Raw genomic sequence first — 25,497 nt, forward strand, 5'->3', positions numbered from 1 at the left:
TATAAAGAAATTAGCAGGGAACCTTTTAGAAATGTTTAATAGATAGGTAAATAGACGAGAACATTAGTTCTCACTCTAGATAAATAGAAAAGGAGGAGATGATAATGACACAATTTATCCAAGAAGAAACAATGTATGACAGAATGATGGCTGAACTTAGGCAACAGGAGGAATTACTGTTCTACAAAAAGATTGTAATTAGTTATATCAACAATGCAATCGAAGTTTTAAACGTAAGAGAGGCTGCTCTTGATTTATTGAATGGTTCTCTTGTTTCTATCCATACTGCAAAGACAAAAGAAGAAGTTGATTTCTATGTTAATAATGCAGAACACTTCATTAACAGTATTCAGGAAAACTTAAGATAACAGTTTGGAGTGGTTAATCCCACTCCTTATATCATAAAAAATTTTCTTGATTATTTATGAAGAAACAGGCAGGGAACCAAAAAGTAAAGTTTAAATGTACTAACACATAATAGGCAAAGGAGGTGGCTGATATGCCAAAATATTACCCTAATAGTGAAACTGGAGAATTACTTGAAGCCTCTAAGGTTTGGGGCAAGGATAAATCAGAATTAAAAGCAGAAGGTTATGTAACTGATTTCTTTAGACCACATTGCTACAACGGACAGGATTACTACATTTTAAGAAAAACACTAAGCAATGGAAAGTTTGCTTGGGAAAAAGTAAGCAGATTTGGAACTAAAAACAAACTACAACTATTCTTACTTCAAGGTTGGGAGATTTACCAAGAACCTACTGAAAAAGAAGAATAAGAAGTCCAACACACTCCGACAGAGAAGGAATTACAAATGACAGAGCGTGCCTGTTGGCACAGAAAAGGGGTGTTTAAAAATGCTAAAGCCTGAAACACATATTGCTATCGTAGACAAAGGGGACAATGATAAAGGTATTATCCTTTTTGGAGCAAAGTTTGAAGTTTTTTCTTTTATACATAAAGAAGAATTTGACGTTACTACTGTTCTTACAAGGGACGGACATAAGTATCATACATTTTATGATCTAGACGATTTTTATTCTTTCTTTATTGTTCAAATCTTAAAGCAGGAATGGGAAGTTCAAATGAGAACTAAACCTTCTAAGCAAAAATGGGAAGAGTACTTGAGTGCTAAAGACCGTTTCACTCAACACTTCATTTATACTTTTGCTACACTTTATGACCTAATGAAAGCAGAAGGTTGGACTGAAGACCGTATTGAAAAGTCTGACCGTAGAGCCTACAAAATGTTAATGCAATACCTAAGCAATTAATCAACTGTCAAATGCAAATAAGGAGGAATGTGCAATCTAATCAGAACATGATTACAACAAAGATTACACTCCTTCCTTTTAAGGGAAAAGGAGGAGATGCAAAATGACAATTTCAAAAATAACATCACATAATGTAAATACCACTTCAAAGGAATATATCGACGCTTTAATTGAAGCATCAAGAAAGAAAAAACAACCAGACACTATGATTGACGAGGATATCTTTGAGGAAGATATTCCCGCTACTCAAATAAAAGAAAAGAAAGAAACAAAAAAAGCAGTTAAGAAAGAGGCTGGATTTAATGCTAAACAAGAAAAAGTTGTTTCTTACATTGCTCCATTCATTAAAGAAGGAAAGTTTGGTCCATATGTACATAGAGGACTCTTAGCAGAATATCTAATTACTGAAATTCCTGCCATCAACTCTGCTGGTCAACTTTATATCTATGAGAATGGTGTGTATCGTCTGGCGATACCAAAAGAGGAACAAGGGATAGTTAAGAAGTTATTAACTCCAGAGTTCTCAACAATGCCAATTATCAACGATGTTACACAACAATGGATGATTGATGAAAGAGTTAATAAGTCCACTGGAGAACTTAATGATAATCTCTACAAGTTAAATCTTCTCAATGGATATATCAATTTAAAGAACGAAAAAGGGGAGTTAGTAAAGTCAGTTAATGATTTGAAACTTGAGGATCATACACCAGATTACTTATCTACTATTCAAGTTCAAGCAAACTTCTCTAAGGAAGCAAAAGGAGAGCATTTCCTTAAATTCCTTGATAGTTCTGTACCAGACAAGAAAATGCAAATGCTGCTACAAGAAATGGTTGGTTACTCTTTAACAGGACTAACAGATTCCAAAAAGATGATTTTTATCTTTGACGGACCGGGTGATAGTGGTAAATCAACATTCATTAATGCAACCCTTGAAAACCTACTTTCCGAGAATGCAAAGTCTCACGTAGAACTTCAGGAGTTAGGGGATAACGAATACAAGCAGGCTGAACTCTTTGAGAAGGTAGTTAATATCTATGCTGATTTACCAAGTAAGGGTATTCAAGATATTGGTTATTTAAAGGCTGCTTCTGGTAACGACTGGATTACTGCCCGTCGTATCTATGGTCACCCATTCCAATTCAAGAATAAAGCAAAGTTTGTATTCTCCACAAACGGAATGCCTGCTAATTACAGCAAAGATACTAGCGACGCTTTTTATAATCGCTTAACTATTATCCCTTTCAAACAAGTACCTAAGAAGAAGGACTTAACTTTAAAGGATAAACTGTTCAATGAGAAGGATTTTATTTTCATGTGGGCTCTTGAAGGCTTACTACGTTTGGTGAACAACGGCTTCAAGTTCTCTGAAAGCGAAGTTGCTGACCAATTAATCCAAGACTACAAACAAGAAAACAATCCAGTAATGAGATTTGTTAATGAGGCTTGTGAGTTCGGAGAATACACCATTGCCCGTGCTTCTCTATATGCTGAATATGAAAACTTCTGTAAACTAAATGGTCATAACCCATTAAGTGCTATCAAGTTCAATAAAGAGTTAGAGAAGGCTTATCCAGAACTTCAGAAGAAACAACTTAGTGATGCAAGAAGAACTAAGGCTTGGGTTGGTATCCGAGTGCTAGACTTTATGGATATTTAAGAAACATTGACGGGAGATTATCCCGTCTTTTTTCATGCACTAAAAGGTACTAAACCAACTATGAACCGACTTTTATAGTTTATGAACCGAGTTGTAACCGACTTGTGAACCGAATTGAGCCTACAGCCACAAGGGATGAACCGACTGAACCGACTTTTTATAAAAGTTTTTAATAAGTAAAACAGTATTGTGTTTTATAGAAGATAGCATTGTTTGTGGAAGTTATTATAGGAGGCAGAAAAGTTTCGCTAAAAGTCGGTTCAGTCGGTTCAAAACCCGTCATATCAAGGTTTTCTTGGTTCATAACTCGGTTCAAAGTCGGTTCATAGTTGGTTCAAACTCGGTTCATCTTGGTTCGCTAATTTTCTTTTATCAAAATAAAGGGAATATATGTTCGATATTGAAGTGATAAGTGTAAACTATTTTCTTAAGATAAAGGAGAATGTACACATGATAAAGGGAAAAGACAAACAGTTAGACTATGTAAAAACATTTCACGATCAATATGTAATCATTATCGCAAAGCACCCACGTTTCAATTGGGTGAAACACACAGAGAATAAGGATATGTATTTTATCTACATTACAAGACTTGAAAAGCATTTCGTAGATAAAAAAACCGCTCAAATTGGCGAGTTTAATGTTCTTTGTTACCACAATGTATTTTTTAACTATCACGATATGATGTTAAGACTAGAGCCTATCTTGTCTGAATATATCTTGGATAGCAAGAAAATCTTTAAAATCGCAATGTTAGCACAAGAGTTAGAATATCATTCCGAAGACCCACTTAAACAGGCCTCTGGAGAGTAGCAACTAACAGCAGGGAATTTTCCTTGCTGTCTTTTTTATTTCCATTATTTACACCGTCTATAGATTGGAGCCGCTTCTCATAACGCTATAAAATAATAGTATAAGAGATTAACAACAAAGGAGGAGATTTATATATGATTTATTTGAATGAAGGTTTCGTAGATAAATTTATTAAATTACACAATGAAGTGAGAATGGGTATTGCAGATTTAGAGGAAGTAGAGAACATGATCTTTAATGTCTATAAAGAAGAAAAGTTATATGTAAAGATTGAGGAGAACGATATAGAGTGGAAGAGACTTCAAGATATGGAGAAGTACATGAACAAGCACGGTATATACTATACAGCCAAAGCAGAGTAGATTCTTTTTCTACTCTTTTTGTTTGTCCTTTAATGTCGAATTGTTTTTATTATTTTTCTTCATTTTTTATAAAGAAATTAGCAGGGAACCGTCTAGAAAAGTTTAAATGTACTAACAGATAACACAGAACATTAGTTCTTACACTTTAGGAGGTGATTGGTATGTTATTGATTGAAGTTGAATTCAAAGACCGTAACGGTCATTACACTGTCCTTACTCTTTCCCAAGAGGAACAAGGTAACAGGTTAGGGTTCTATAATTACAAAACTCAAGAAGGTACTGAATTATATATCTAATCCAATTCGGCTCGGCTGGTTCTCCAGTGGAGCCTTTGGAGATGAGAGGGTTATATCCCCTCTAACGATTTCCATACATAAAAGGAGGCGATAGATATGGAAGAAATTAAATTAACTTTTGGAGTTAGTGTTTTTGATAAATGGACTACAACCACCGTGTTACTAGAAGAAGGTTATTCACTAGAAGAGATTGACCGCGCAATTGCAGTTGTATTAAATAATAAATCACAGTTCGCTCATATGAACTACTATTACGGATTTGAGGCTTGTGTCCGTTCCGTATTAGAAAGAGGGTGATTATATGATGAACAGAAAATCTTATTACACTCTCATTGAGTTAATAGTTGTTCTGGTTGTTCTTGAATTATTGAAAGAAATAAAGATTCCAGAAATAGAAATATTTGAAGGATCACGTGAACAACAATTAAATGCTGACGCTCATAACATGCAAGAGGCAGTTAGATTGTATAGAGCAAAGTCAGATAAACAGAATATGAGAGTAGCATTACGAAAGTATTTCAGATTGTAAATAACTTTAGATAGATAGCCTCCACTAAAGACAGTTCTTGTTTATACAAGGCCATATAGCCGTTATAGGCTCTGGGAACTGGGAGGTGATTGATATGGCATTAGGTAATATTCAAAATCGTTCAAAGGAAACGAAAACAGAAAGAGAATGGAGATTGTTTGGAGAGGAGTTAAGGAAGGAACACACTGGTTTTACATTTCAGAAAGGTACTTCTAATTCTTCTGATAATGGTATTAAGGAGCATACAGAGGCAAGAGAATCAACTTTTGATTTTGTCTTTAAATTTAAAGAATGGGATACACAAGTTTATGATAAGATTCCAAATTTCAAGAAGGGTAACTTCACTGGTAATCTAAAAGGTTGGATGTGGGATTACAACTATCAGTTAAATGTAGAGGTTAAGCAGGTTGGAAGAGGTAATCTTGCTAGTGTTATGCCCGGCCGCTTTATGAAGGCTTTTAATATCCCATATCAAGACCGTAATAAGTGGTTAATAGTTGATTTCAGTAATGTTCTTAAACTACGAAACTTTGGTGGCATTATCTATGTCTTTGAAGATGGAGAAGAACAAGTCCACCATATCTTTGGTTCAATGATTGTAGAAGATGCTTGTATTGGTGAGTATCACTTTGATTGGGAAGGAGATCCAACAGAGGTTGGAGGTGGAGCATATAAGGCTAAGACACTCCTTGATAAGAACTTCTCACTTAAATTTAAGTCATTTGAAGAGGTTAAGCAGTACATTCGGAAAGTGGCTAAATGTAAGTTAGAGAAGGAAAAACAATTAAACCGTAACTTGTTTAAGAATAACCTTGATAGCAAAAAGACTTCTATCATTGAGTATTCTGAAAATAAAGTTGGCGAAGTTCGTCCAGTCATATATACAGACGGATACCTAGAACCCGCTCCTAAACAGCACATAGACTGTGAGGAGGTGAGTGTTCTTGAGTAATTTATATAATGCTAAGAAGACATTGATGGACGGTATCTGGTTTGCTAGTAAAGCAGAAGCATATTTCTATTTACTTCTCAAACAAGAGAAGGAAGAAGGAAAAATACTAGATATTGAACTTCAACCGAAGTACACATTACAAGAAGGGTATTACCACAAGGGGGTTAAAATAATCGCTATTACCTATAAGGCAGACTTTAAGGTTACATATGCTGACGGTTCAGTTGTTGTTATTGATGTGAAAGGTAAGAAGACTGAAGCCTTCATGATTAAGGCTAAGTTGTTTATGAACCTTTATCCTGATATTGATTTCCGTTTATATAAGAGGTTAAGGAGTGGCAGATTTGAGGAAATCCCGCTCTACAAGAAAAGAAAGGGAGGTAATAAGAAATGAATGATATTATCTTTGTTTTAGCAATAGCATGGTTTGGTGTACTGTTTTCTATATTGGTTACTTGCTATGTACTTTGTATTCGTAATTTAGGGAAGGGAGGTAGTGAATAATGTATGTAGATATTGTTGATTATATATCATGTCCTCATTGTAAGAGTAAACACCAAGAGGTAGTTCTTCAATGTACTGACGAAGTAAGAGTTAAATGTCAAGAATGTGGATTTATTTCATTTTACGACTATGAACTTCTAAAGGGTTTTATTAGAAAAGAATTAGAAAGGAGACCAATGCCAGTGGGTGATAATAGAGGACCAGTCCTTATAGCAAATGCACCATTCAGCAATGGATTCTTATATGAGACCTATAAGCAATATGAAGAGGAATTAAAGAAAATCAAAACAGCAGAGGAAGAGTTGGATAGTTAATATCCTTCTCTTTTTTTTATTTTTGGTCCTGTTTCCGCAGAGGTAACGCGCTATAATGATTATACTAATAAAAATTGGTAATAATAGAAATATAAGGGAGGTTGATAGATTATGATAATTACTCCAATGAGGAATCCTAAGCAGCATAAAATTATATTTTGGTACTTCTTTTTATTTACTTCTTTTGTTTCGGCCTTATTCTATCCAATATTCAATAGTTACTTAGATACAACAGTTCTCATATATTATCTATCCTTCATGTCCTTTGCAGTAATAGGTGCAATGTTCTTCAAGAAGATGTTTGATGGGACAATGGATATGTGTTTATACAAGGGGAAGCAAGGAGTAACTCTATTCTGGAGTATATTCACTTGCTGGATGCATATCATTACTACTGTATTAGGTGCATACTTCCTTTGGGTAATGTTCGATAGTATGTCCTTTGCTGTTTTCCACTCGCTCATGTATATGGGTGGTGGATTCATATATCTAATGTGTTTGGCTCAAATGTCAGATATAAATAGTGATCTTGATAAGAAATGGGAGTCTGGTCAACTTCCAATAATTGTTATCAAGAAAAATAAATAATTTAGCAGGAGTTGGTCACTCTTTGTCTAAATGATACTATACTACGATTAAGTGATAATGTGTTCTGATTTACGCTTTAATATTTTTAAACACCTTTTTAAATATTAACGGTCAAAAGAGTAGTTCTTTACAGTTTACGGTACTGTTGAGAACTGCTCTTTTTCTTTTGTCTATTATTCTAATTCATCTTCATTTCGTAGATAAAAAAGTCTTCTCTGAAATAAAGGAAAACCCTTACGGCTGTTGAAGTGAGAGGTAATTAGGCTGTGAGGAAAAAGGAGGAGATGCCGTATGAATTTTAAAATAGAAAGAACGAATACAAATATACCAACTGAATATTATGAAACTCTTCAAATGGCTATTGTAAAAGAATTTCAGAAATATTATCAGAAGCAAGAAGAGGAATTAAAGAATTACATTAAGGAGAATGGAATTGACGAATATCTATGTTTTGATGTTTTCAGAACTTCAACAAAACTTGGGGAAAAAATCACAAATGGAGAACTATATGATGCCATTGATTTCTTTTGTGAAGAGAAGGGATATGAAGCCCGCTATATTCACTTCAACTATTTAGTTCAAGAAACTAACTTCCTTTGCAAAGGTGATAGTTCAGATTTAAGTAGTTACGAATATAATGTGTTTCTATGTTCAAATAACCGTAGAAGTAATCTACCAATAAATAAACTTAAAGAGTATTTATAAGGAGGTATAGCAACAAGGGGAAAAGGAGGAGATGCTATATGAATAAGAAATTCACAAGCGAGGAGGCTTGGCAATATGTTATAGACAATGAGAAGTTAATTTGGTCTAGAATTTGGGGAAATGGAGTTCCTAAAGATTTTCATGACGATGTTATGTCAGAGGCAAGAATAGAGTTAGTACATAGGTTACTGAAGAATGGTTTGGAGAACTTTTATTCACTGGTGGATAGTTCTGTTATAGACGGTTGGAAGAAATGTTATAAGACAAATGCTTCTGACTTCAATAGACTTAAGAAACGTGGGGTGATTGCATGTTAAACCTCACACAAGAAGAAATCAAAAAGGAACAAAGAAAAGTAATTGAAAGATTAATTGAGAATTACCATTCACTTTATGAAATTATTAGTTCACCTGAAGGGATACTTCCCAAAGTAGATCTAGATTTAGCAATTAGTTGTTTAGAGCCTTCAGAACAGAAAGTTATCACTCTAACCTGTTTACAAGGATATACATTAAGAGAAGTTGAATCAATGACTGGTATTCCAAAGTCAACGATTGGAGATTTAAAAAAGAAAGCACTTGATAAAATAGTGGAAAAAATGTTAGAAAGATAATATTTCTTTCGGACAAACAGGAGGCTGAAATCGTATATATAGTGTAAGCCGTACTTACGCCATATGTAAATCACCTCCTTTTCCCTTTTACAGTTGTGGTACGGATATAAGCAGGGTAGCAATCGCTACTCTGTTTTTTATTTATGTCTGCTCAAGGGAGATGCAAGACGTAAGGGCTTGATATGGTTCAATTCCATATAGCAGAGACTAATATATGTAGCAGGTCAAAAGGCGCTGCTATTCCCCACTATGTGCCGAGTGTAGTATTACTGCATGTAAACCGTGCGAAAGATAGGGAAGGTTAATCCTGTTGGGGAACAGGTGATAAGGGATTACTCGGCTACCTTATTTTATTACCGTCCAATAGTTTAAAGGTAGAACACTTGCCTGATTAGCGAGTAGTCTGGGTTCAAGTCCTAGTTGGACGATTATGTATTAAATAGCCCTTCAATGGGTAGAGATGAAAATAAAACAAAGGAGAATATATATATGTGGAATGGATTCAAAGATGTAGTTATACAGTCAGCGAAAGAATCTGTAATGTTTACCATGAAGGCAATGATTTTACTTACTTTAGTGTTTGGAATCTTATTGGGCTTTGGTGTTGCTTTAGACTTATTCCTTTTCAGAGAAGAGGATATATTTACACCTTTTGAAATGTCACAACCTATTATTTATATTCTTTTATCATTATTTCTTAAAAGGTTTATATTACCAAGAGTTAAGAGAAGGGTTGTCCAGAAGTGAACTACACCGTATATCTAAATTGCCTAGAGGCATCAGACTTTTAATCTGACTTGATTTCACTTCGCTATTCTCCCTTCCATTAACTTCTTTAAAGAAGTTAATGTAGGTTCATTAAATTGAACATAAACAGACTAAATACCGTTAGCACGAAATTCTAGATAAGTACTGCTGTAAAAAACACACCCGTCGGCCAGAGGCGCGATAGTATGAGAAGTGGTTTTCCTCATACGATAGGGGCAGGATAAAGGACATAGACCAGAAGGTTGCTATGTCGGATACCAAACTAATATGGTTAACGCTGTATTACTTGTAGGTATCCCAGTAGAGGCTATAATGCCTCTATTTTTGTTTTTAAGGACTTATCATATGAATACCTTAGTTAGTCTTTAAAGTTGAAAATAGAGGTAATATAGAGCCGATTTTGGAGGTATTTAAGCGATACCTAACATAAACAACCCATGAAAAATCCATGACAGAAAGGAGGGGTTAGGAATGGCTAAAAAGAAGGAGACCTACAAGGATCACCTCAATAAGACGGTGGCAGAAATCCTAGCGATGGAACGTAGGAAGAGACGGCTACCTGCTATGGCAGTGTATCTAAATAACTTTGATATGTCCGTGCAGGATGTGGCTGAACTTCTGGATATACCAGAGGGAACAGCAAAGGACTGGTCAAGCAAGGACGAATGGCATAAGACCAGAGAAGAAATAAAAGAAAATATAAAAAATAAAATGAAAGTATCAGCAGAGACCGAGCATGTTCAACTATACGGAATTATCCTTTCTAACCTACTTCATAAGTTTATGGAGGCTTCAATGAATCCTAATGTGAAGGTTATGGATATAAGGGATATGAAATTCCTTGCTGAAGCATTAGAGAAGAATTATAAAATTCTTGGTTTATTGAATGTTATTGAAGAGCCTGTTCAGAAGGTTGAACATAGTGGGGAGGTAACTCAAAACCATAATGTTTCAGAGTATGAAAGAAAACTAGATAAGTTTAATAGTATGCTAGGTATCATCTCTAAGCCGAAAGACGGTGAGGAGAATGGAGAATAAAAATGAAATACTAAGTTATCTAATGGCTACCATAGTTGATAATAAGTACATACCAGATACCTTCAAAGGTAAGGAGTTATTTCCAACAGAAAAACAATTGGAAGTCCTTATATCACCAGAGAAGGAAAAACTTTATGGTGGCGCTGCTGGTGGTGGTAAGTCGGTCCTTCTCATAATGGCCGCTCTTCAATATGTGGAGTATCCATTCTACAATGCTTTAATAGTGAGAAGAACATATAACCAATTATCACAATTGATTGATATGTCCCATGTATGGTTACAGGGAACAAATGCTGAATGGAATGAGCAGAAGAAGATATGGCGATTTCCTTCAGGTGCTACTTTGACCTTTGGACATATGCAACACGAAAAAGATAAATATAATTATCAAGGTAAAGAATACCACTTTGTAGGCTTTGACGAATTAACCCAGTTTCAAGAGAGCCAATACCTATACCTACTATCCCGTATCCGTAAGGATAAGGTAAGCATTATACCTAACCGTGTTCTATGCACCGCCAACCCCGGTGGAGAAGGTCACGAATGGGTGAAGCAAAGATTTATCATAGAAGGTAAAGAAAAAGGTAGGCTATTCATTCCTTCCCGTTTAGAGGATAACCCTCATATTGATAAAGAGGACTATGAGAAGCAACTTGCTGAACTTCCACCTTTAGAAAGGGAACAATTAAGGAATGGTAACTGGGATATACAACCACAAGGGACTATGTTCGACAGGACTTGGTTCAAGGTTGTAGAGGTTGCTCCTAATGATTTAATTCAAGTTTTCCGTTTCTGGGACTTGGCTGCTACTGAAGATAACGGCAAGAACGATCCCGACTGGACGGCAGGGGCAAAAATAGGAAAATCAAAAAATGGAGATTATTATATTTTGGATTTACAGAAGGTTCGAGGGACTCCCCAAACCGTGCAGGATTTAGTCAAACAAACGGCTATCCTAGACGGCAAGGAAGTCCCTATTTATATGGAGCAAGAAGGAGGAAGTGGAGGAAAGAATACTATCGACTTTTATAGACGGTATGTATTAGACGGCTATGCTTTCTATGGTATCAGGGCTACTGGTAGTAAGGAGGCAAGAGCCGTTCCATTCTCCTCTACTGCAGAGGCTGGCAATGTGTATCTGGTTCGTGGGACTTGGATTAATGATTTTCTTAATGAGATTCATTCTTTCCCTCAAGGTACACACGATGACCAAGTGGATGCAGTGGTTGGTGGTTTCAATCAGTTGAACGAAAACCAACCTGTAAAGATAAGGGCTAGAGGCTCTAGAAGAAGATAAGGAAGGGAGGTTTTAAGTATGGCAAAACCATTTGGATATGTTTCCACAAAAGGAAAGTTTGTTAAGAGTGAAATATTAGAGAAGTTCTCATTGAAGGAAGCAGAAAGTAAAAAGATAACTGATAAGTTTGCTAGTCATTATGGATTATACGGTTTAATGGAACCTGTGATTAGTCCATTATTTCTTTCTACTCTTCTGTATTCAAATACATATCATTACCGAGCAGTGAAAACGAAGGCAAGGGATACAGCAGGCACAGGTTGGGAGTTGAAACCTAAGCATAATGGAGCAAGTCAAGTAACAAAGAAAATACTTGAGGATTTCCTTACTGGTTTAAATCCTTCTCCGTCAGTTGTTTGGGAACAGGCTCTCATCGACTATGAGGCAATAGGTCAAGGGTTTATAGAAGTAATTAGAGAAGACTATGAGCCGAATGCTAAGGTTATTGACCTTGAACATATCCCTGCTACATATGTCCGTTTCCATGCTGACAAGAATAAAATATGTCAGATAGTAGGAGTAGAATCTGTATGGTTTAAAAAGTTTGGATATGAGTTCGATGTTCATATGGCGACTGGAGAGGAATTTCCTTTAGGAACTCTTGAAGGAGAAGATAGAGCAAATGAATATATATCAATAATCAACTATTCACCTGACGACGAATACTATGGCCGTCCTGATGTCCTCCCCGCTTTGGGTGCAGTGCAAGGTGATATAGCACGAAGAGATTTTAATATCGGCTTTTTCGATAATTACGGTGTTCCTGCCTATGCAGTATTCGTTAGTGGTAACTATACAGACGAAGCAGATGAAGACGGGAAGTATTTAGAGGATATAATCAGAGAACACTTTGAACAAGTCAATGAGAACCCTCATAGTGTCCTTGTATTGGGAGTTCCAACAAGGAATGGGGAAAAGGTTGAGATTACCTTCCAACCCCTTAGTACGGACATTAAGGAGGCTTCCTTTAGAGAATACCGAATTGATAACCGAGACGAAATCTTGGCCGCTCACGGTGTGCCCCCTTACAGAATGGGTATTGCTGAGACGGGTTCATTAGGTGGTTCTACTTCAGTAGAGGCAACAGAGATTTATAAGCGATCTGTTGTTGAACCTCGTCAATCCTTGATTGAAGCGATAATGAATAAAATATTTAAAGAAGCCTTTAATATTACTGATTGGGAATTTAAACTTCCAGACCTTGATATTGAGGACTTACAGAAAGACCTGACAATTGCAACAGGTCTTTTTTCTATGGGTGCAATGACACCAAATGAAATGATTAAATACTTTGGGAAAAAGTTTGGTATCACTCCTTCTTCTAACCCTGCTATGGATTGGCATTACATTGGAGGTCAACCTATTGACGCTGATGTAGGTGTTATATCCGATCCCGCTACAACGGCTGAAATAGAGAAGGCTCTAAAAGGATTGAAGGATTCACTAGAAGTGGTGATTAAGAATGGAAACTAAAAGAGACTTAGCCCTAAAGCATTATCGTCGGACTATTGCTCACCTTGAAGTTCTCAAGGAAGTGGATAGACGAACCAGAGAAGCCGAGTTAAGGCTTGGGAGACGTATGGGTTCCATTATGGATAAGGTTAAAGAGGACACTCTTGCTGAACTCCATAGACAAGGTAAACTGCCTACCTCTGAAATAGAGAAGAAACAAATAGAAAATAAAATAATGGACAACTCTGAAGACCTTGCAAAGGAAATGTCAGAGGATACCAAGCAAGCCGCTCAACTAGGAAGAAATAGAACAGTAAGTCATTTACAAAACAAAGGCTTATCTATCCAACACAATCCAATGCCTGACCGTGTTATGAGAATGATAAGTGAACATACCTTTGAGGCTAGTTCTAGAACAATGTCAAATGTGGTCGGTAATGTAATGGATAGTCTTGCCTCTTCCTATGCTGACGGATTAGGGATTGACGATGCCGCTGCTAGGCTAGGTGATACATTCCAGAATATGAAACAGAATGAACTAACTAGAATAGCAAGAACGGAAATCAATTCATTTCAAAATCTAGGAGTTTATGAAACTAACAAAGAGTTAGGTGTTAAATACCACCAATGGATTTCAGCAAGTGACAGTAGAACTCGTCATTCCCATAAAGAAATAAATGGGGAGATTGTTGAAATAGGTAAACCCTTCTCAAACGGACTACTCCATCCCGGTGATCGTTCTGGTCCAATTGAAGAATGGATTAATTGCCGTTGTCGTTTAGTTCCTTATCTTATGCCTGAAGATATGGCTGCTCCTGTTGGTAAGGATTACTTCTATGAGAAGGACCTTGTTAAAAAGAAACCTGAAGAGAAGCAAACTATCACGGTTAAGCCTGAAGAGGAAGAAAAGAAGGAAGATAAAAAGGAAAGTCTTCTCAATGATATGACTAACTTCCTTGTAAGTGATGAAGGCAAACCTACGAAGCCTAAGCCTAAACAAGAGAAGAAACCTAAGAAGGACAATAAGCGAAAAATGCTTACGAATGTCATTGACTTCTTGATTAGTGACGACGGAAGAAATGCAATAAACCTCTTCACTAAACGGAGGAAGAAAGGAGGTGACTAAAGTATGGAAAAAAGAATTGTCTATGCTCCAGTCCTTATTCCAGACCGTCCAGATAGTGACGGTGATGTGGTAACTGCTGAACAGATTGAGAGTTGGAGTCATGAGTTTATGGCTCTTTATAGGAATGTTGATTTACAACATACCCTCAATAACACAGCCGTTCCTGTTGAGAGTTATATCCTTAAGGAAGATAAGGTTGTTGAGAGTTTCGGGAAACAAATTTCTTTACCAATAGGTACATGGGTTATGGCCGTTAAAGTGCTATCAGATGAAGTATGGCAAAAAATTAAAGAAGGTCATTATACGGGATTTTCCATAATGGCAGTTAAGCGAACTGTTATGGATGAAGTCAGTGCCAAAGGTAAAGAAGTGGAAATTCCAGAAGCCGCTATTAAGCGAACAACCTTGAAAGACTTGGGGACGGATTTGGCAGTGGTATTCGTTTCAATTGTAGACGAACCTGCCGTCCCCGATGCAACATTCTTTGCTTTTAAATCTAAGGAAGATACTTGGTTTGATAGATTAAAGAATGCTTTTTCGAAGACTGCTAAAAAGTCTTCTGAAGGTGTAAAGAAGGAGGAGGATACTATGACACCAGAACAATTTGAACAATTATTGGCTGCCGTTGGTGCAATCAATACTCGCCTAGACGCTTTAGAATCTAGTTCTACTGAAGAAGTAGTTAAAGCAGAAGGAGAGGAAGAAGAAGTAGTGGAGGAAGTTGTAGAAGAGACCCCTGCTGAAGAAGTTCCTGCCGAAGAAACTCCAGAGGAAGAAGTTCCTGCTGAAGAAACTGAAGAGGAAGATGCTGAAGCATTGAAGGCTCAAATTGCAGAACTGCAATCACAACTTACTCAAGCAACAAAAGCAAGAAGTAAAAAATTAGTTCCACAGGTGACTACTGAACCTACAGTAGTAAGTAAATCTAAATTTACACGCGACGCATCTGGTCGCAGATTATAAGAGAGGAGAGGATAGGATATGAATACTAATAGTTTAATTGCAAATGTTTTAAAATCTATTACCGTTCAAGGTTTGGCCGCTGGTATTTTATTACCAGAAAAGTTTAATAAATTCGTAGACGAAATGCAGGAGGATGCAACTGTCCTTGCTAAATCTCGTTTAATGACAATGAATAGCCCTAAGTTACAAATTGACCGTATTTCTTTAGTAGGTCGTGTATTACGTGCAGGTGCTATCAATGGTGTTCACAATGTTTTAAGTGAGGATCAATATGCTGAATACAATACAGCAATGAATGAACTTATCGCTCGTGAGTTCCAAGCAACCACTTCTATTTATGACAATGCTCTACGTAGCAACATTGAGAAGACTGCTCTTGAAGGACATATTCTTCAATTGTTAGGTCGTGCTGCTGGTGTTGACTTTGAAGAACTTGCTTTCTTCGGTGATAAGTCTAGTTCTGATACTTTCCTTAACCAAACTGACGGATGGATTAAGAAAGGTAAGAATAAAATTTATGGAGCAGGTACTACTCCTGACTTTGATAAGGAGACTTCAACTGCTATCTTCAAATCATTGAAGGCTGCTTATCCAAAGCCATACTTAACTAAGCGTAAAGACAAGTTAGCGTTCCTTGTTTCTTACGAAGTTGAGGAAAACTACCGTGACGAATTGAAAGCACGTCCAACTACTCTAGGAGATCAAACTCTTGTGAATAGCAACCAGTTAGCATATGACGGTATCCCTGTTATTTATGTTCCTGTGTTTGAGCGTTCTGCTATTGGTCGTGTTGCTATGTTAGTAGATTTCGACAACCTTGTATATGGTATCTTCCATGAGGTTACTGTTGAGCCTAGCCGTAAAGCAGAAGAAAGAAAAACAAACTTTGTTCTTACTATGGAAGGCGACGTTCATTATGAGAACGAAAATGTAGTAGCAATTGCATTGTTAGACCAAGCAAAACCTACTGCTTAGGGATTAGGAGTTAATTCTCTTAATCTCTTTTTAATTTAAAGAAGGAGGGATGACGAATGGGTAAAAAATTCAAAGTCACCAACCTTACCAAACAAGTAGTTCGCAGAGGAGGAAAAGTATTCCTCCCTCTTGCTACTGTTGAGGTTGAACTTTTTAAATACCAAGAGGCAGAAGTTAAAGCCTGTGTTGATTTACATGTAGAAGAGATCAAGGCAGTAAAGAAAACCTCTAAGTCTAAAGAGGGTGATAATTAATGCCACATATTGAAGAAAGAACAGTACTGTATTATTCCTCTGTTAAGGAGGTTATATTTTACACTGGTGTTCGATTTGACGATTTTAGTTTAGAGAATAAACAAGAACTAATTGATTTACTTGGAGAATGGCTCATTGAGGCAAAGGATTATATAGATACATACATATCCCGAAATTTACAAAAGGAATTAGAGATTGGAAAGATTACAAATATACCCCCTCGCATTCATGACATTGCTACTCGCATTGTAGCCAATAAAGTGGCTCAAGCCGTTGCTCGTAGAACTACCCCCCTTGCAACTAAGGACAGTGTTCCCACTATTACTTTATCAGACAACATATTCACAGATTCTATAAAACAAGATTTAGACCAATTCATTGTTAATACTTCAAAGCCTACTTTAAGAATAAGTAGAGCAAGAAGTAAAACAGAAAGAAATGTGTGGTAATCATGCCTATCAATTTTGAAGGATTTAGTGTGCAAGATTTTGAGGGTTTAACAAGTGATACAAGAAAAACGGTAAGCAAAGCACTAGAATATACGGCAGAGGATATCTTCGCCAATATCAAGAGGGAAGCACCCGTAGATCATGGGAGGCTTGCTGGTTCTTTTCAGTTAAAGAAACTCAATGACTTACAATTTCAGATTTATTCTCAGGTAGAATACATTTGGTTTGTTCACGAAGGGACTGGTATCTATGGTCCACATAATACTCCAATTAAACCTGTTACTTCTCCAGTACTTCGATTCATGATTAATGGAAGATGGATAAGTAAGAAGGAAGTTAAAGGTCAAAAAGGTAATCCGTTTATGGATAGGGCTTTCGATAAGACGGAAACCAGATTGCAGGAATTTATTATCCGTGCAATTCAAGAAACCACATAGTAGGAGGTGTTGGTAATGATAGCAAATAAAGCCGCTATACCTTTAAGGTTAGCACTGGAAGAAATACAAGAAAAAATAAAGTCAATCCTTGAACAAGAGACTTTACCTGAAGGATACCTTCAAGATGTTGAAACAGTGATACGTGGAGATCGTGCTAGACCAAAACCAGCAACTCCTGTTATTTGGTTATTTACTAATTCTGTTTCACCAGAAGGTAAGACTTTGGGATTAACCCAAGATAATGGTTTTTCAATAACCTTATCAGTAGTTTATAAAAATGACGACCCTTCAAAGGGATTTTCAATGGCGTCAGATATTGCCTTAAGGGCAAGAGAAGTGATTTTAAGGGATAGAAAACTAGGGCTTGATTATGTATCAGATATAAAGGATATAAACACTACCCTATCCAATCCTGCAATGGCTAATGGAAACTTATACAATGCAGAATGGATGTTTTCCGTAAAGTTCACTTCCAAAAATTAGAGAGGAGGAAATATATATGTCTAATATTTGTCGATATGTAGGTTTATCAAAAGAAACAAGTTATAACATGGCAAGTAATCCACCTGAAGCAAAACATCACATTGATATCGCTTCTTCTAGTATGGATATAACTAGTGATAAGTTTATTGAAGTACCAACTGGATTAAATAGAACACTTAAACAAACAAGAGAAGGGTTTTCTTCAGCAGGTGGAAACATTGTCTATCCTTTAGACGTTAATACTATTCCATTCGTTTTAGGAATGGCTCTTGGCGAGTATCAATATACTCAAGGCTTAACAGTAGAGGACTTTAATACATTTGAGTTTTGGAGAACCAAAGATTCTCTATTACCTTCATTTGTTTCCCGTATAGGTAAAGACTTATTTGAACATATCTTTACTGGTTGTGTGGCTGAGGGTTTTGATATTGCAGTATCAGATGTTATTACTGCAACTGTCAATGTAGTAGCAGCACAAGGTCAAAAGACTGCAATTAAATCTGAAGAGGCTTTAAACCTTTTCAAACAATATCCATTAGCATTTCACGAAGTAACAGCAATGTATGACGGAGTGGATAAGTCCAACCTCATTAAAGATTTTTCTTTATCTTTTTCAAACGGTGTAAGTGTAGATACGGTAAAAACAATTGGGTCTAAGCATCCTACTTCTACACCAGTATCTGGTCGTGGGAGTGCAACGGTATCTACTAATCTCAAGTTTGTAGGAACTGAAGAAATCGAAAAGTATGAAAACGGAACTATCTTTAAAGTTGAATACTTCTTTGATAATGGTGCAGACGGTTTTATCCATATTATCCTACCTGCAGTTCAATACACTTCTGTCCCTACTACTGTTAGTGGTCAAGACGAGATTGTGCAAGGAACTGCATTTAAGGCTTTAGAGGGAACGGTAACATTAGCAAACGGTACAACTGTAAATACAGATATTTTTGTAAAAGTATCTAACAAACTAGGAGAGGAGGAGATTTTCTAATGAACTTAAGAAGTTTAGTAATTAACGGCACGGATCATGTAGAGGAACATACTTTTGAGGTAAATGGTGGTGAGGTTACAGTGGCAATTCGTCCACTATCTGACGGTGAAATCCACCGTATCAACACTACTCAACAAGAAGCGAATGTAATTAAAGGTAATCCTGTTACTAAGAAGTTTGAGAATGTGGTTTCTATTAGTAAACAATTAGAGGCTAAGTATAAGGGGGACCTTTTAACTTGTGAATTAGGTATTGTAGATACACCTAAATGGACACAAGAAGATTTGAAGAAATTACCTGCTGGTTTACCTTCAGCGATTGCTCAAAAAATCCTTGAGATTTCTGGAGCGACTAAAAAGAAAGAAGATAGCAAGGTTGAAGAGAACAACGAGGTGGTTCAACAATTAGAATCCTTTCGTGAAAACAACTGAAGGTAAGAATATTATTCGGCTACATAATATGGGATACCCTTTGGCAAGCAGTCAGAAAGACCTGACTCTTATCCAGAGGGTTTTTCTTGTTATGGGGGCTAATCAAGAGAATGAAGACCAGAAGAAGGCTATGGATAAATCCAAGCAGTCTAAAGGTTCCGCTTCTCAAGCAGACGTAGATTATGTCACTCAAAAGGCACGCGAAAGGAGGGGACAATAATGGATGCTGTAATGGATATTTTAGTTCAAGCCCAAGACGAAGCCTCCTCTGTAATTGAGCAGATAGGCGATGTTGGTGTTGAAGCCGCTCGTGAGTTAGAACGAGCAATGGAGCAAGCAGGAGACGCAATGGATTCCATTGGGGATGATGCAAGAGAAGCAATGCAACAAGTAGAAAGGGCAACTGAAGATGCAGAAGCCGCTCTTGACGACTTAGCAGATGCAGCCGAACAAGCAGGGGAAGATATGGAAGCCGCTGCTCAAGAACAAAAAGAGGCTATGCAAAGTGTTGTTGAAGGTATAGGTATGGCAGGAGCCGCTATGACTGCATTTGCTGAAGTCCAACAAGAATCAATAGTTAAAATGGAGAAGTTTGCTCTTCTAACTGGTATGTCTAAAGACAGTGTTTCTGACCTTGTTGATTCTATTTCCGACGCTTCCTTTAATTTAGAATCTACTGTTCTAGTTTTAGAAAAAGGAAGAAAAGAAGGATTAAAAAGTGAGGAACAATTGAAGCGATATGCTGAAGGTTGGAAGACAGTAGCAAAAGCAACAGGTTTAGAAGCAGAAGAACTTTTGGAGTTTGCTCCAATCCTTGATCGTGCCAATGCAAGTTTAGCAGATAGCACAGAGGCTATGGACGCATTCGGTTGGGTAACTTCCAACACAACTTCAAGTGTCCCTGAATTTATGGATGCCGTAGCAGGTTCAATGATGGATATTGGAGATGCCGAGATTAAATTAAATCAAATGGCCGCTGCTTTAAAAATTGTTGAAGAAATGTATGGTGTAACTGGTCCAGAAGCAATAGCAGTATTTCAGGGTAAAATTGGAGAGGCCGCAGGTGCTGTTGACGAGAACGGTAATGAGTTAGGTTGGAGTATGGAAACCTTTGCCGATGCAATAGGTACAACTACTGAAGAAATCAACAAATTAGCAGAAGGTGTTGAAGGCTCTGGTAAGACTATGGAGGACTTAGCAAAAATCACTGACGAAAATGCTTCTATGTTTGACAAGTTAATGGCTAAGGTTGGAGACTTCACTGCTCAACACGGAGATGCGATACAAGTAATGGGTTCAATGGGAACTATCATGTCTGGATTAACTCCTATTATTCTTCTTGCTATGAACGCAACTGCAATTTGGACAACTGTTACTGCTGCCGCTACTGGAGTAGGTGCTGCCTTTGGGGCTGTAATGGCTTTTATAACTAGCCCTGCTATGTTAGTAGTAGCCGCAATTGCCGCTATTATTGCAATAGGTTATCTACTTATCAAACATTGGGATACTGTCAAAGAGGTAGCCGCTGCTGTTTGGGACGGTATAGTTACTATTCTAGAAGCAGCATGGGAAGGAATTAAGAAGGGTGCAGAAATTGCTTTCAAGGTTCTCACATGGCAATGGCAATTAATGTATTTCGTTATTAAGAAAGCCATTGAGTGGATTATGGAAATCGGTCCTAAAATGTGGGAAGGTATCAAGAACGGTGCAAAGGCCGCTTTTGATTTTGTAAAAGGAATATGGACTGGAATGGGAGAGTTCTTCAAAAATCTATTTGAAGGAGTAGTTGCCTTCCTAAAAGCACCATTTAACTTTGCAATTGACGGAGTAAATATGTTAATCAATGCACTTAATAAAATTAATATTAAAATTCCAGACTGGGTTCCGCTTCTTGGTGGTAAAGATTTCGGCTTTGATATTCCTAATATCCCACGTCTCCACACTGGAGGTATCTTCCACGCTCCTAACGGATTAGAGGAAGGCTATGCTTTACTCAAAGAAGGGGAAATGGTTGTAGACCCTATGCAAACAAGAAGAATGACAAGTGAAGGAGATGGCGAATCGTATACGTTCATCATTGAGTTAGACGGAAAGGTTCTTGCTAAATCCACTGGTAAACATTTACCGAAATATTTAAAACTGAGAGGAGTGTGATGTCGGTATGTTGCAAGTTTTCATTGACGGTAATGAAGTTGATGTTCAGGCTGGCTCCCTTAGTTGGGAAAGAAACACTACCGATTTCGACAACCTCTCTTTTAATATATTTACCTTTCGGGAAAAGGATTTCTTTGAAGAAGGTCAAGAAGTAGAATTGTACAACAATGGTAAATTACAATTCGGTGGTGAAATCCTAACTGTTGGAGAATCTGGAGCAAGGAATAATTACTTAGTCCATCGCATTGACTGTGTAGGACATGAGAAGTTATTAGAAAATAGAACAATAGCAAAGGCTTACGAACTGGAATACAGTGGGGATATTATAGCCTATATGTCTAATGATATTCTCTTCAATGAGGGTATTCAGCCCGGTGTAATTGAAAGGGGTTTATTACTTAATGAAGTGAGATTTGGATATATCAGTTGTTTACAGGCTATCCAATCTCTTGCTGAACGATCAAACTACTGGTTTCGTATAGACCAATTTAAGAAATTACATTTTAGAAGTAAATCAGGATATCCTTCTCCATTTCCTCTACGTTGGGATAATGTCATTTCTGATAGTCTTAATGTAGAAAAAGGAAATTCAGAATATAGAAACACTCAATACTTGCTAGGCAGTCAAGCCGTCACAAGTGAGAGGACTGAAGAAAAGAAAGGAAATGGAACAAATACGGAATTTATCATTGGTTTTCCTTTAGCAAAGAAACCTAAGATTTATGTGAGTAGAAATGGTGGACCATTTGAAGAGCAAACTGTTGGACCAAAGGGAGTTGTGGACACGGGCTACGACTTTTTTGTTGCTCTTGAAGACAATGTAATTGTACAGGATAAGATAGGAACCCCCCTTACAGAAACAGATGTAATCCGAATTGTTTATCAAGGCTTTTACAATATAGTTGTAAAGAGCCAAATAAACTATGAGATTAATAAAAGAAATCAAAAAGGAAGGGGAACGGGGATTGTTGAAAGAGTGGAGACTGCTTCGTATAGAGGAGAGGGTGCTGCTCGTCAAGCAAACCTTCAAATCCTGAACAAATATGCAACTCAAGATTGCTTTGTCATTACATATGAGACTGAATTAGACGGTCTTGAACCGGGTATGATGCAACCTGTCCATTTACCAGAACATAACATTACAAATGTTGAAGGATTAATCACTTCTATTTCAGCAAGTGATGATAATGGAGTATTAGTTTATTCTGTTCGTTGTGTTCGTGGTCCAGTAGACCAAGATTGGACTGCTTTCTTCTCTAAACCTAAAAGAGATGTTGATACAAATATTATAGAAGGTGACGAATTGATACAGCCTGTCTATTCATATGAGAAGACTTGGACACAAGGAGAGTTTCCTAACCTATTCGCTACTGGTGTATATCCAAGTAATACTACATTTCCTTCTTCAACCTTATATCCTTCATTAAGCCCAAGTCAGAAGATTAAATTTCTGGCTTATTTTATTGGAGACGTAGAGGCTGGAAGAATACCTATTACTCAACAAGATATTAAAAGTGATTCAGTATTCACTATTTGTCTAATGGGCTTTGACGTGGAAGGAGTAATCACGAAACTTGCATGGGTTGGAGGCTATTCTGCTACTGAACAACTCGGAACAGGGATATACCTTGATATCCAAAATGTAAATCTAATAAAAACCGATATGGAAATCTTCCAGATTGAGAAGATTGATAGGAAGGGGTGGTAATCAATGGCTTATACAAAAACGTATTGGGATGAACTAACTGCAATTACGGCAGGATTATTAAACAAAATCGAAACTGGTATTACAGAGGCTCATGATTGGGATATTATGCACGATAATATCATGCGTAATTATGCACAGCAAGGAGATTTCAATAAAGTTCCAGTTACTTGGGCTGATATTGGACCTAGAGGGAATGGAGATCAATATGGTTTCGATTCAGGAACTGCAAGTGAACAAATTAGGAATGATGGTTCTCACCCATTAGTTGTTCAACTAAGAACAGATGACCCAGACCCTGCAACTGCTTATGTTGGAATGATTTATTTAAGAACTGATTTATAAGAGAGGAGGGGATAGTTATATGGAATTAGTTTTAAATTATGAGATTACTAAATTAGAAGATAAACAAATTGTTGATTTATCCCCTCTTCCTAAATTTATTGAGGGAAGAGACGGATTAGTTAATGTAGAGGAATATTATGCAGATGTAAAGGATTTAGTTTTAAAGGGGGCAGACATATCTGGAAACCCTAAAGCAATTGAATACTTAGATTTAATTACTAACTTTACTATTCCACATTTTCACGGACAAGTAGAAGTATATGACACTGCTGCTTTAATTACTGCTTCTCCTAGAAATGAAATGATTTCATTAAAGGAAAAAGAAAACGGACTACATATTCAAAGGGAATTAGTTTGGATTGATGGTGCAGAAACCTCTAATGGTGTCATTATTCTTCCTTATGACGATTACGATACTGTCTATGTGGTTAAAGGAACGAAGGAACAGCCAGAAGTTATATTTATTGCAGAAGGACAAGAAGGAGACGTTGCTCCATTTTATGAAAAGAAAGAAGGAAAGACATATATTCATATGGAAGGCTTCTCTGGTGGTGGAGGAACACAAAGCGATCCTTATTTAGTAAGTACTCCGCAAGATGTTATAAATTTAAGTTCTAAGTCTAGTTCTGCTTGGTTTACTCAAACAAACAATATCAATATGAGTGGTTTAACCTATAATACACCTACGGTTGACTTTTCAGGTGTGTATGATGGAGGAAATTATCTTATAGAAAATCTCAATATTAAAACAAACGGAAGTCATACAGGGCTTTTTAGAGAACTTATAGATAGAGGAAAAGTAATAAATGTTAGGTTGAACAATTTTCTTATCGAAAATGGAAGTGGATATGTTGGAAGTATCTGTGGGTATTCTACTCAGAACACATCAATTGAAAATTGTATGGCTAGTGGGTCAATAACAACTTCAGGAACTGTATATTCTGTTGGTGGAATATGTGGTTCAATGTCTTATACCTCTATTGTTGAAAGGTGTTTTACAGACATAAATATAAATACAACAGCAAATATTGTCGGTGGAATTATTGGGAATTTGACTGGTGATGCAAAAGTAAACAATTCATACTCAACAGGGACTATAAAGGCAGGTTCTGAAGTTGGTGGACTCGTTGGAAGGGCTGGATACAATACATATAAAGGGTATATATATAACTGTTATTCTAAAGTCCTATTAACATCTAGTGGTAGTTATACAGGGGGGTTAATCGGTAAAAACAATAATGGAGTAATAACAAGCAGTTTTTGGGATAAGACCGTAAGTACTAAAACGACTTCAGCAGGAGGAACTGGCAAGACGACAGAAGAAATGAAACAACAATCGACTTATGTAGGTTGGGATTTCGCTGCTATTTGGATAATGGTTGATTATCCAGAATTAAGAGTAAATAGACAAACCAACCCTTTACCTTCAGACACTACTCCACCGGGAGAAGTTACTATTACTTCAACAAGTACTACTAAACAGGCAGACGGTTCCTACTTTGCTGATATCACATGGACTTCTCCTACTGATATTGACCTTGCCTCAATTAGTGTTTACAAAGACGGGCAGTTACTAGTGAATGGAACTCCTGAAACAACAGCAGGTTATCATGATGAAGGTCTAGTAGAAAATCAAACATACATATATAAAATAACTACAATAGATACTTCAGGAAATGAGTCTCAAGGTGTAGAGGTTAGTATTACTCCTGTGCAAACAGTTCCTACTCCTATTGGTTTCCTTTATTTAATTACTGGTAAGACAGTTGATAGTAAACCTCTCAAGATTGAAATACTAGATCCTAACGAGCCGCTTGCTAAATATAAATATTTAAGAATTGTTTTAAACAACGGACAGGTTGGAATATTTTATTTACACAAACTTGAGGAAATAAGTAATCCCGGTGATTATCCTTTACGAATGGTTTCAAAGGATGGCATTATGCTTATTTCAACAAGACCATATGACCTATGAGTTCTCTTATTGAGGGCTCTATTTTTTATTTAAGGAGG

Annotated in this window: 33 protein-coding genes and 1 tRNA gene; all 34 read left to right on the forward strand. The window is 36.8% G+C overall.

The genetic code is table 11. The annotated features are described in order from the left end of the window. Positions 1–104 precede the first annotated feature (104 nt). The 34 genes from NCCP133_RS04110 to NCCP133_RS04275 all read left to right on the forward strand — a co-directional run bounded on the left by NCCP133_RS04110 (position 105) and on the right by NCCP133_RS04275 (position 25,459). Positions 105–368, forward strand: coding sequence for a hypothetical protein (locus tag NCCP133_RS04110; protein WP_264803673.1), 264 nt, complete (start codon positions 105–107; stop codon positions 366–368). A 131-nt stretch (positions 369–499) separates the two neighbouring features. Continuing rightward, positions 500–778, forward strand: coding sequence for a hypothetical protein (locus tag NCCP133_RS04115; RefSeq protein ID WP_264803674.1), 279 nt, complete (start codon positions 500–502; stop codon positions 776–778). Positions 779–857: 79 nt separating this feature from the next. Beyond that, a complete protein-coding gene (locus tag NCCP133_RS04120; RefSeq protein ID WP_264803675.1) occupies positions 858–1,274 on the forward strand; it encodes a hypothetical protein in 417 nt (138 codons plus the stop codon). A 103-nt stretch (positions 1,275–1,377) separates the two neighbouring features. Beyond that, a complete protein-coding gene (locus NCCP133_RS04125) occupies positions 1,378–2,937 on the forward strand; it encodes a DNA primase family protein (RefSeq protein WP_264803676.1) in 1,560 nt (519 codons plus the stop codon). A 450-nt stretch (positions 2,938–3,387) separates the two neighbouring features. Next, a complete protein-coding gene (locus NCCP133_RS04130; RefSeq protein WP_264803677.1) occupies positions 3,388–3,750 on the forward strand; it encodes a hypothetical protein in 363 nt (120 codons plus the stop codon). A 134-nt stretch (positions 3,751–3,884) separates the two neighbouring features. Next, the gene (locus NCCP133_RS04135) at positions 3,885–4,112 is read left to right on the forward strand and encodes a hypothetical protein (protein ID WP_264803678.1); all 228 of its coding nucleotides are present in this window, start codon (positions 3,885–3,887) and stop codon (positions 4,110–4,112) included. Between the two features lie 161 nt (positions 4,113–4,273). Then, positions 4,274–4,408: a hypothetical protein gene (locus NCCP133_RS04140; protein WP_264803679.1), complete on the forward strand. Its 135-nt coding sequence runs from the start codon at positions 4,274–4,276 to the stop codon at positions 4,406–4,408. A 96-nt stretch (positions 4,409–4,504) separates the two neighbouring features. Further along, the gene (locus tag NCCP133_RS04145; protein ID WP_264803680.1) at positions 4,505–4,705 is read left to right on the forward strand and encodes a hypothetical protein; all 201 of its coding nucleotides are present in this window, start codon (positions 4,505–4,507) and stop codon (positions 4,703–4,705) included. A gap of 4 nt (positions 4,706–4,709) precedes the next feature. After that, a complete protein-coding gene (locus NCCP133_RS04150) occupies positions 4,710–4,937 on the forward strand; it encodes a hypothetical protein (protein WP_264803681.1) in 228 nt (75 codons plus the stop codon). 94 nt (positions 4,938–5,031) lie between these two features. Beyond that, positions 5,032–5,889, forward strand: a complete 858-nt coding sequence (locus NCCP133_RS04155; RefSeq protein WP_264803682.1) for a hypothetical protein — start codon at positions 5,032–5,034, stop codon at positions 5,887–5,889. After that, positions 5,882–6,283, forward strand: a complete 402-nt coding sequence (locus tag NCCP133_RS04160) for a DUF1064 domain-containing protein (RefSeq protein WP_264803683.1) — start codon at positions 5,882–5,884, stop codon at positions 6,281–6,283. Before NCCP133_RS04155 ends, NCCP133_RS04160 begins: the two co-directional genes overlap by 8 nt. Positions 6,284–6,392: 109 nt before the next feature. After that, positions 6,393–6,707: a hypothetical protein gene (locus tag NCCP133_RS04165; protein ID WP_264803684.1), complete on the forward strand. Its 315-nt coding sequence runs from the start codon at positions 6,393–6,395 to the stop codon at positions 6,705–6,707. Positions 6,708–6,818: 111 nt separating this feature from the next. Beyond that, positions 6,819–7,295, forward strand: a complete 477-nt coding sequence (locus NCCP133_RS04170) for a hypothetical protein (RefSeq protein ID WP_264803685.1) — start codon at positions 6,819–6,821, stop codon at positions 7,293–7,295. Positions 7,296–7,586: 291 nt separating this feature from the next. Next, entirely contained in the window at positions 7,587–8,000 is a 414-nt protein-coding gene (locus NCCP133_RS04175; protein ID WP_264803686.1) for a hypothetical protein, read from the forward strand. Positions 8,001–8,038: 38 nt separating this feature from the next. After that, entirely contained in the window at positions 8,039–8,317 is a 279-nt protein-coding gene (locus NCCP133_RS04180; RefSeq protein WP_264803687.1) for a hypothetical protein, read from the forward strand. Beyond that, positions 8,311–8,613, forward strand: a complete 303-nt coding sequence (locus NCCP133_RS04185; protein WP_264803688.1) for a sigma factor-like helix-turn-helix DNA-binding protein — start codon at positions 8,311–8,313, stop codon at positions 8,611–8,613. The genes NCCP133_RS04180 and NCCP133_RS04185 overlap by 7 nt, the downstream gene beginning before the upstream one ends. Before the next feature lie 357 nt (positions 8,614–8,970). Beyond that, positions 8,971–9,041 (forward strand) — tRNA-Ile (locus NCCP133_RS04190). Continuing rightward, a complete protein-coding gene (locus tag NCCP133_RS04195) occupies positions 9,034–9,360 on the forward strand; it encodes a hypothetical protein (protein ID WP_264803689.1) in 327 nt (108 codons plus the stop codon). The genes NCCP133_RS04190 and NCCP133_RS04195 overlap by 8 nt, the downstream gene beginning before the upstream one ends. Before the next feature lie 492 nt (positions 9,361–9,852). Continuing rightward, on the forward strand, positions 9,853–10,419 hold the full coding sequence (locus tag NCCP133_RS04200; protein ID WP_264803690.1) for a hypothetical protein: 567 nt from the start codon (positions 9,853–9,855) through the stop codon (positions 10,417–10,419). Continuing rightward, complete coding sequence (gene terL / locus NCCP133_RS04205) at positions 10,409–11,716, forward strand: phage terminase large subunit (protein WP_264803691.1); 1,308 nt, start codon at positions 10,409–10,411, stop codon at positions 11,714–11,716. Before NCCP133_RS04200 ends, terL begins: the two co-directional genes overlap by 11 nt. An 18-nt stretch (positions 11,717–11,734) precedes the next feature. Beyond that, positions 11,735–13,189 (forward strand): phage portal protein, encoded by a 1,455-nt coding sequence (locus NCCP133_RS04210; RefSeq protein ID WP_264803692.1) that lies wholly within the window; start codon positions 11,735–11,737, stop codon positions 13,187–13,189. After that, a complete protein-coding gene (locus NCCP133_RS04215; protein WP_264803693.1) occupies positions 13,179–14,294 on the forward strand; it encodes a phage head morphogenesis protein in 1,116 nt (371 codons plus the stop codon). Before NCCP133_RS04210 ends, NCCP133_RS04215 begins: the two co-directional genes overlap by 11 nt. A 3-nt stretch (positions 14,295–14,297) precedes the next feature. Beyond that, positions 14,298–15,257, forward strand: coding sequence for an XkdF-like putative serine protease domain-containing protein (locus tag NCCP133_RS04220; protein WP_264803694.1), 960 nt, complete (start codon positions 14,298–14,300; stop codon positions 15,255–15,257). Between the two features lie 18 nt (positions 15,258–15,275). Beyond that, positions 15,276–16,232 (forward strand): hypothetical protein, encoded by a 957-nt coding sequence (locus NCCP133_RS04225; RefSeq protein WP_264803695.1) that lies wholly within the window; start codon positions 15,276–15,278, stop codon positions 16,230–16,232. 56 nt (positions 16,233–16,288) lie between these two features. Further along, positions 16,289–16,486 (forward strand): hypothetical protein, encoded by a 198-nt coding sequence (locus NCCP133_RS04230; RefSeq protein WP_264803696.1) that lies wholly within the window; start codon positions 16,289–16,291, stop codon positions 16,484–16,486. Beyond that, a complete protein-coding gene (locus NCCP133_RS04235; RefSeq protein ID WP_264803697.1) occupies positions 16,486–16,935 on the forward strand; it encodes a hypothetical protein in 450 nt (149 codons plus the stop codon). Before NCCP133_RS04230 ends, NCCP133_RS04235 begins: the two co-directional genes overlap by 1 nt. Before the next feature lie 29 nt (positions 16,936–16,964). Continuing rightward, positions 16,965–17,372 (forward strand): HK97-gp10 family putative phage morphogenesis protein, encoded by a 408-nt coding sequence (locus NCCP133_RS04240; protein ID WP_264803698.1) that lies wholly within the window; start codon positions 16,965–16,967, stop codon positions 17,370–17,372. Between the two features lie 15 nt (positions 17,373–17,387). Further along, entirely contained in the window at positions 17,388–17,855 is a 468-nt protein-coding gene (locus tag NCCP133_RS04245) for a hypothetical protein (RefSeq protein WP_264803699.1), read from the forward strand. A 16-nt stretch (positions 17,856–17,871) separates the two neighbouring features. Further along, complete coding sequence (locus NCCP133_RS04250) at positions 17,872–18,849, forward strand: phage tail tube protein (protein ID WP_264803700.1); 978 nt, start codon at positions 17,872–17,874, stop codon at positions 18,847–18,849. Continuing rightward, complete coding sequence (locus NCCP133_RS04255; protein ID WP_264803701.1) at positions 18,849–19,280, forward strand: hypothetical protein; 432 nt, start codon at positions 18,849–18,851, stop codon at positions 19,278–19,280. Before NCCP133_RS04250 ends, NCCP133_RS04255 begins: the two co-directional genes overlap by 1 nt. A gap of 219 nt (positions 19,281–19,499) precedes the next feature. Next, positions 19,500–21,434 carry a hypothetical protein gene (locus tag NCCP133_RS04260; RefSeq protein ID WP_264803702.1) on the forward strand — a complete coding sequence of 645 codons (1,935 nt, stop codon included), beginning with the start codon at positions 19,500–19,502 and terminating at the stop codon, positions 21,432–21,434. 7 nt (positions 21,435–21,441) lie between these two features. Continuing rightward, the gene (locus NCCP133_RS04265) at positions 21,442–23,142 is read left to right on the forward strand and encodes a hypothetical protein (protein ID WP_264803703.1); all 1,701 of its coding nucleotides are present in this window, start codon (positions 21,442–21,444) and stop codon (positions 23,140–23,142) included. Positions 23,143–23,145: 3 nt separating this feature from the next. Beyond that, a complete protein-coding gene (locus NCCP133_RS04270) occupies positions 23,146–23,484 on the forward strand; it encodes a hypothetical protein (RefSeq protein ID WP_264803704.1) in 339 nt (112 codons plus the stop codon). 19 nt (positions 23,485–23,503) lie between these two features. Further along, positions 23,504–25,459: a GLUG motif-containing protein gene (locus NCCP133_RS04275; RefSeq protein ID WP_264803705.1), complete on the forward strand. Its 1,956-nt coding sequence runs from the start codon at positions 23,504–23,506 to the stop codon at positions 25,457–25,459. The last annotated feature ends 38 nt before the right edge of the window (positions 25,460–25,497 follow it).

Origin of the sequence: Cytobacillus sp. NCCP-133 (assembly GCF_026011715.1) — a bacterium.
Classification (GTDB): domain Bacteria; phylum Bacillota; class Bacilli; order Bacillales; family Cytobacillaceae; genus Cytobacillus.

What these genes read in the sequence shown, in the direction of transcription:
- NCCP133_RS04110 (WP_264803673.1), top strand. Translation starts at nt 105, where the DNA reads ATGACACAATTTATCCAAGAAGAAACAATGTATGACAGAATGATGGCT.
- NCCP133_RS04115 (WP_264803674.1), top strand. Translation starts at nt 500, where the DNA reads ATGCCAAAATATTACCCTAATAGTGAAACTGGAGAATTACTTGAAGCC.
- NCCP133_RS04120 (WP_264803675.1), top strand. Translation starts at nt 858, where the DNA reads ATGCTAAAGCCTGAAACACATATTGCTATCGTAGACAAAGGGGACAAT.
- NCCP133_RS04125 (WP_264803676.1), top strand. Translation starts at nt 1,378, where the DNA reads ATGACAATTTCAAAAATAACATCACATAATGTAAATACCACTTCAAAG.
- NCCP133_RS04130 (WP_264803677.1), top strand. Translation starts at nt 3,388, where the DNA reads ATGATAAAGGGAAAAGACAAACAGTTAGACTATGTAAAAACATTTCAC.
- NCCP133_RS04135 (WP_264803678.1), top strand. Translation starts at nt 3,885, where the DNA reads ATGATTTATTTGAATGAAGGTTTCGTAGATAAATTTATTAAATTACAC.
- NCCP133_RS04140 (WP_264803679.1), top strand. Translation starts at nt 4,274, where the DNA reads ATGTTATTGATTGAAGTTGAATTCAAAGACCGTAACGGTCATTACACT.
- NCCP133_RS04145 (WP_264803680.1), top strand. Translation starts at nt 4,505, where the DNA reads ATGGAAGAAATTAAATTAACTTTTGGAGTTAGTGTTTTTGATAAATGG.
- NCCP133_RS04150 (WP_264803681.1), top strand. Translation starts at nt 4,710, where the DNA reads ATGATGAACAGAAAATCTTATTACACTCTCATTGAGTTAATAGTTGTT.
- NCCP133_RS04155 (WP_264803682.1), top strand. Translation starts at nt 5,032, where the DNA reads ATGGCATTAGGTAATATTCAAAATCGTTCAAAGGAAACGAAAACAGAA.
- NCCP133_RS04165 (WP_264803684.1), top strand. Translation starts at nt 6,393, where the DNA reads ATGTATGTAGATATTGTTGATTATATATCATGTCCTCATTGTAAGAGT.
- NCCP133_RS04170 (WP_264803685.1), top strand. Translation starts at nt 6,819, where the DNA reads ATGATAATTACTCCAATGAGGAATCCTAAGCAGCATAAAATTATATTT.
- NCCP133_RS04175 (WP_264803686.1), top strand. Translation starts at nt 7,587, where the DNA reads ATGAATTTTAAAATAGAAAGAACGAATACAAATATACCAACTGAATAT.
- NCCP133_RS04180 (WP_264803687.1), top strand. Translation starts at nt 8,039, where the DNA reads ATGAATAAGAAATTCACAAGCGAGGAGGCTTGGCAATATGTTATAGAC.
- NCCP133_RS04185 (WP_264803688.1), top strand. Translation starts at nt 8,311, where the DNA reads ATGTTAAACCTCACACAAGAAGAAATCAAAAAGGAACAAAGAAAAGTA.
- NCCP133_RS04200 (WP_264803690.1), top strand. Translation starts at nt 9,853, where the DNA reads ATGGCTAAAAAGAAGGAGACCTACAAGGATCACCTCAATAAGACGGTG.
- terL (WP_264803691.1), top strand. Translation starts at nt 10,409, where the DNA reads ATGGAGAATAAAAATGAAATACTAAGTTATCTAATGGCTACCATAGTT.
- NCCP133_RS04210 (WP_264803692.1), top strand. Translation starts at nt 11,735, where the DNA reads ATGGCAAAACCATTTGGATATGTTTCCACAAAAGGAAAGTTTGTTAAG.
- NCCP133_RS04215 (WP_264803693.1), top strand. Translation starts at nt 13,179, where the DNA reads ATGGAAACTAAAAGAGACTTAGCCCTAAAGCATTATCGTCGGACTATT.
- NCCP133_RS04220 (WP_264803694.1), top strand. Translation starts at nt 14,298, where the DNA reads ATGGAAAAAAGAATTGTCTATGCTCCAGTCCTTATTCCAGACCGTCCA.
- NCCP133_RS04225 (WP_264803695.1), top strand. Translation starts at nt 15,276, where the DNA reads ATGAATACTAATAGTTTAATTGCAAATGTTTTAAAATCTATTACCGTT.
- NCCP133_RS04230 (WP_264803696.1), top strand. Translation starts at nt 16,289, where the DNA reads ATGGGTAAAAAATTCAAAGTCACCAACCTTACCAAACAAGTAGTTCGC.
- NCCP133_RS04235 (WP_264803697.1), top strand. Translation starts at nt 16,486, where the DNA reads ATGCCACATATTGAAGAAAGAACAGTACTGTATTATTCCTCTGTTAAG.
- NCCP133_RS04245 (WP_264803699.1), top strand. Translation starts at nt 17,388, where the DNA reads ATGATAGCAAATAAAGCCGCTATACCTTTAAGGTTAGCACTGGAAGAA.
- NCCP133_RS04250 (WP_264803700.1), top strand. Translation starts at nt 17,872, where the DNA reads ATGTCTAATATTTGTCGATATGTAGGTTTATCAAAAGAAACAAGTTAT.
- NCCP133_RS04255 (WP_264803701.1), top strand. Translation starts at nt 18,849, where the DNA reads ATGAACTTAAGAAGTTTAGTAATTAACGGCACGGATCATGTAGAGGAA.
- NCCP133_RS04260 (WP_264803702.1), top strand. Translation starts at nt 19,500, where the DNA reads ATGGATGCTGTAATGGATATTTTAGTTCAAGCCCAAGACGAAGCCTCC.
- NCCP133_RS04265 (WP_264803703.1), top strand. Translation starts at nt 21,442, where the DNA reads ATGTTGCAAGTTTTCATTGACGGTAATGAAGTTGATGTTCAGGCTGGC.
- NCCP133_RS04270 (WP_264803704.1), top strand. Translation starts at nt 23,146, where the DNA reads ATGGCTTATACAAAAACGTATTGGGATGAACTAACTGCAATTACGGCA.
- NCCP133_RS04275 (WP_264803705.1), top strand. Translation starts at nt 23,504, where the DNA reads ATGGAATTAGTTTTAAATTATGAGATTACTAAATTAGAAGATAAACAA.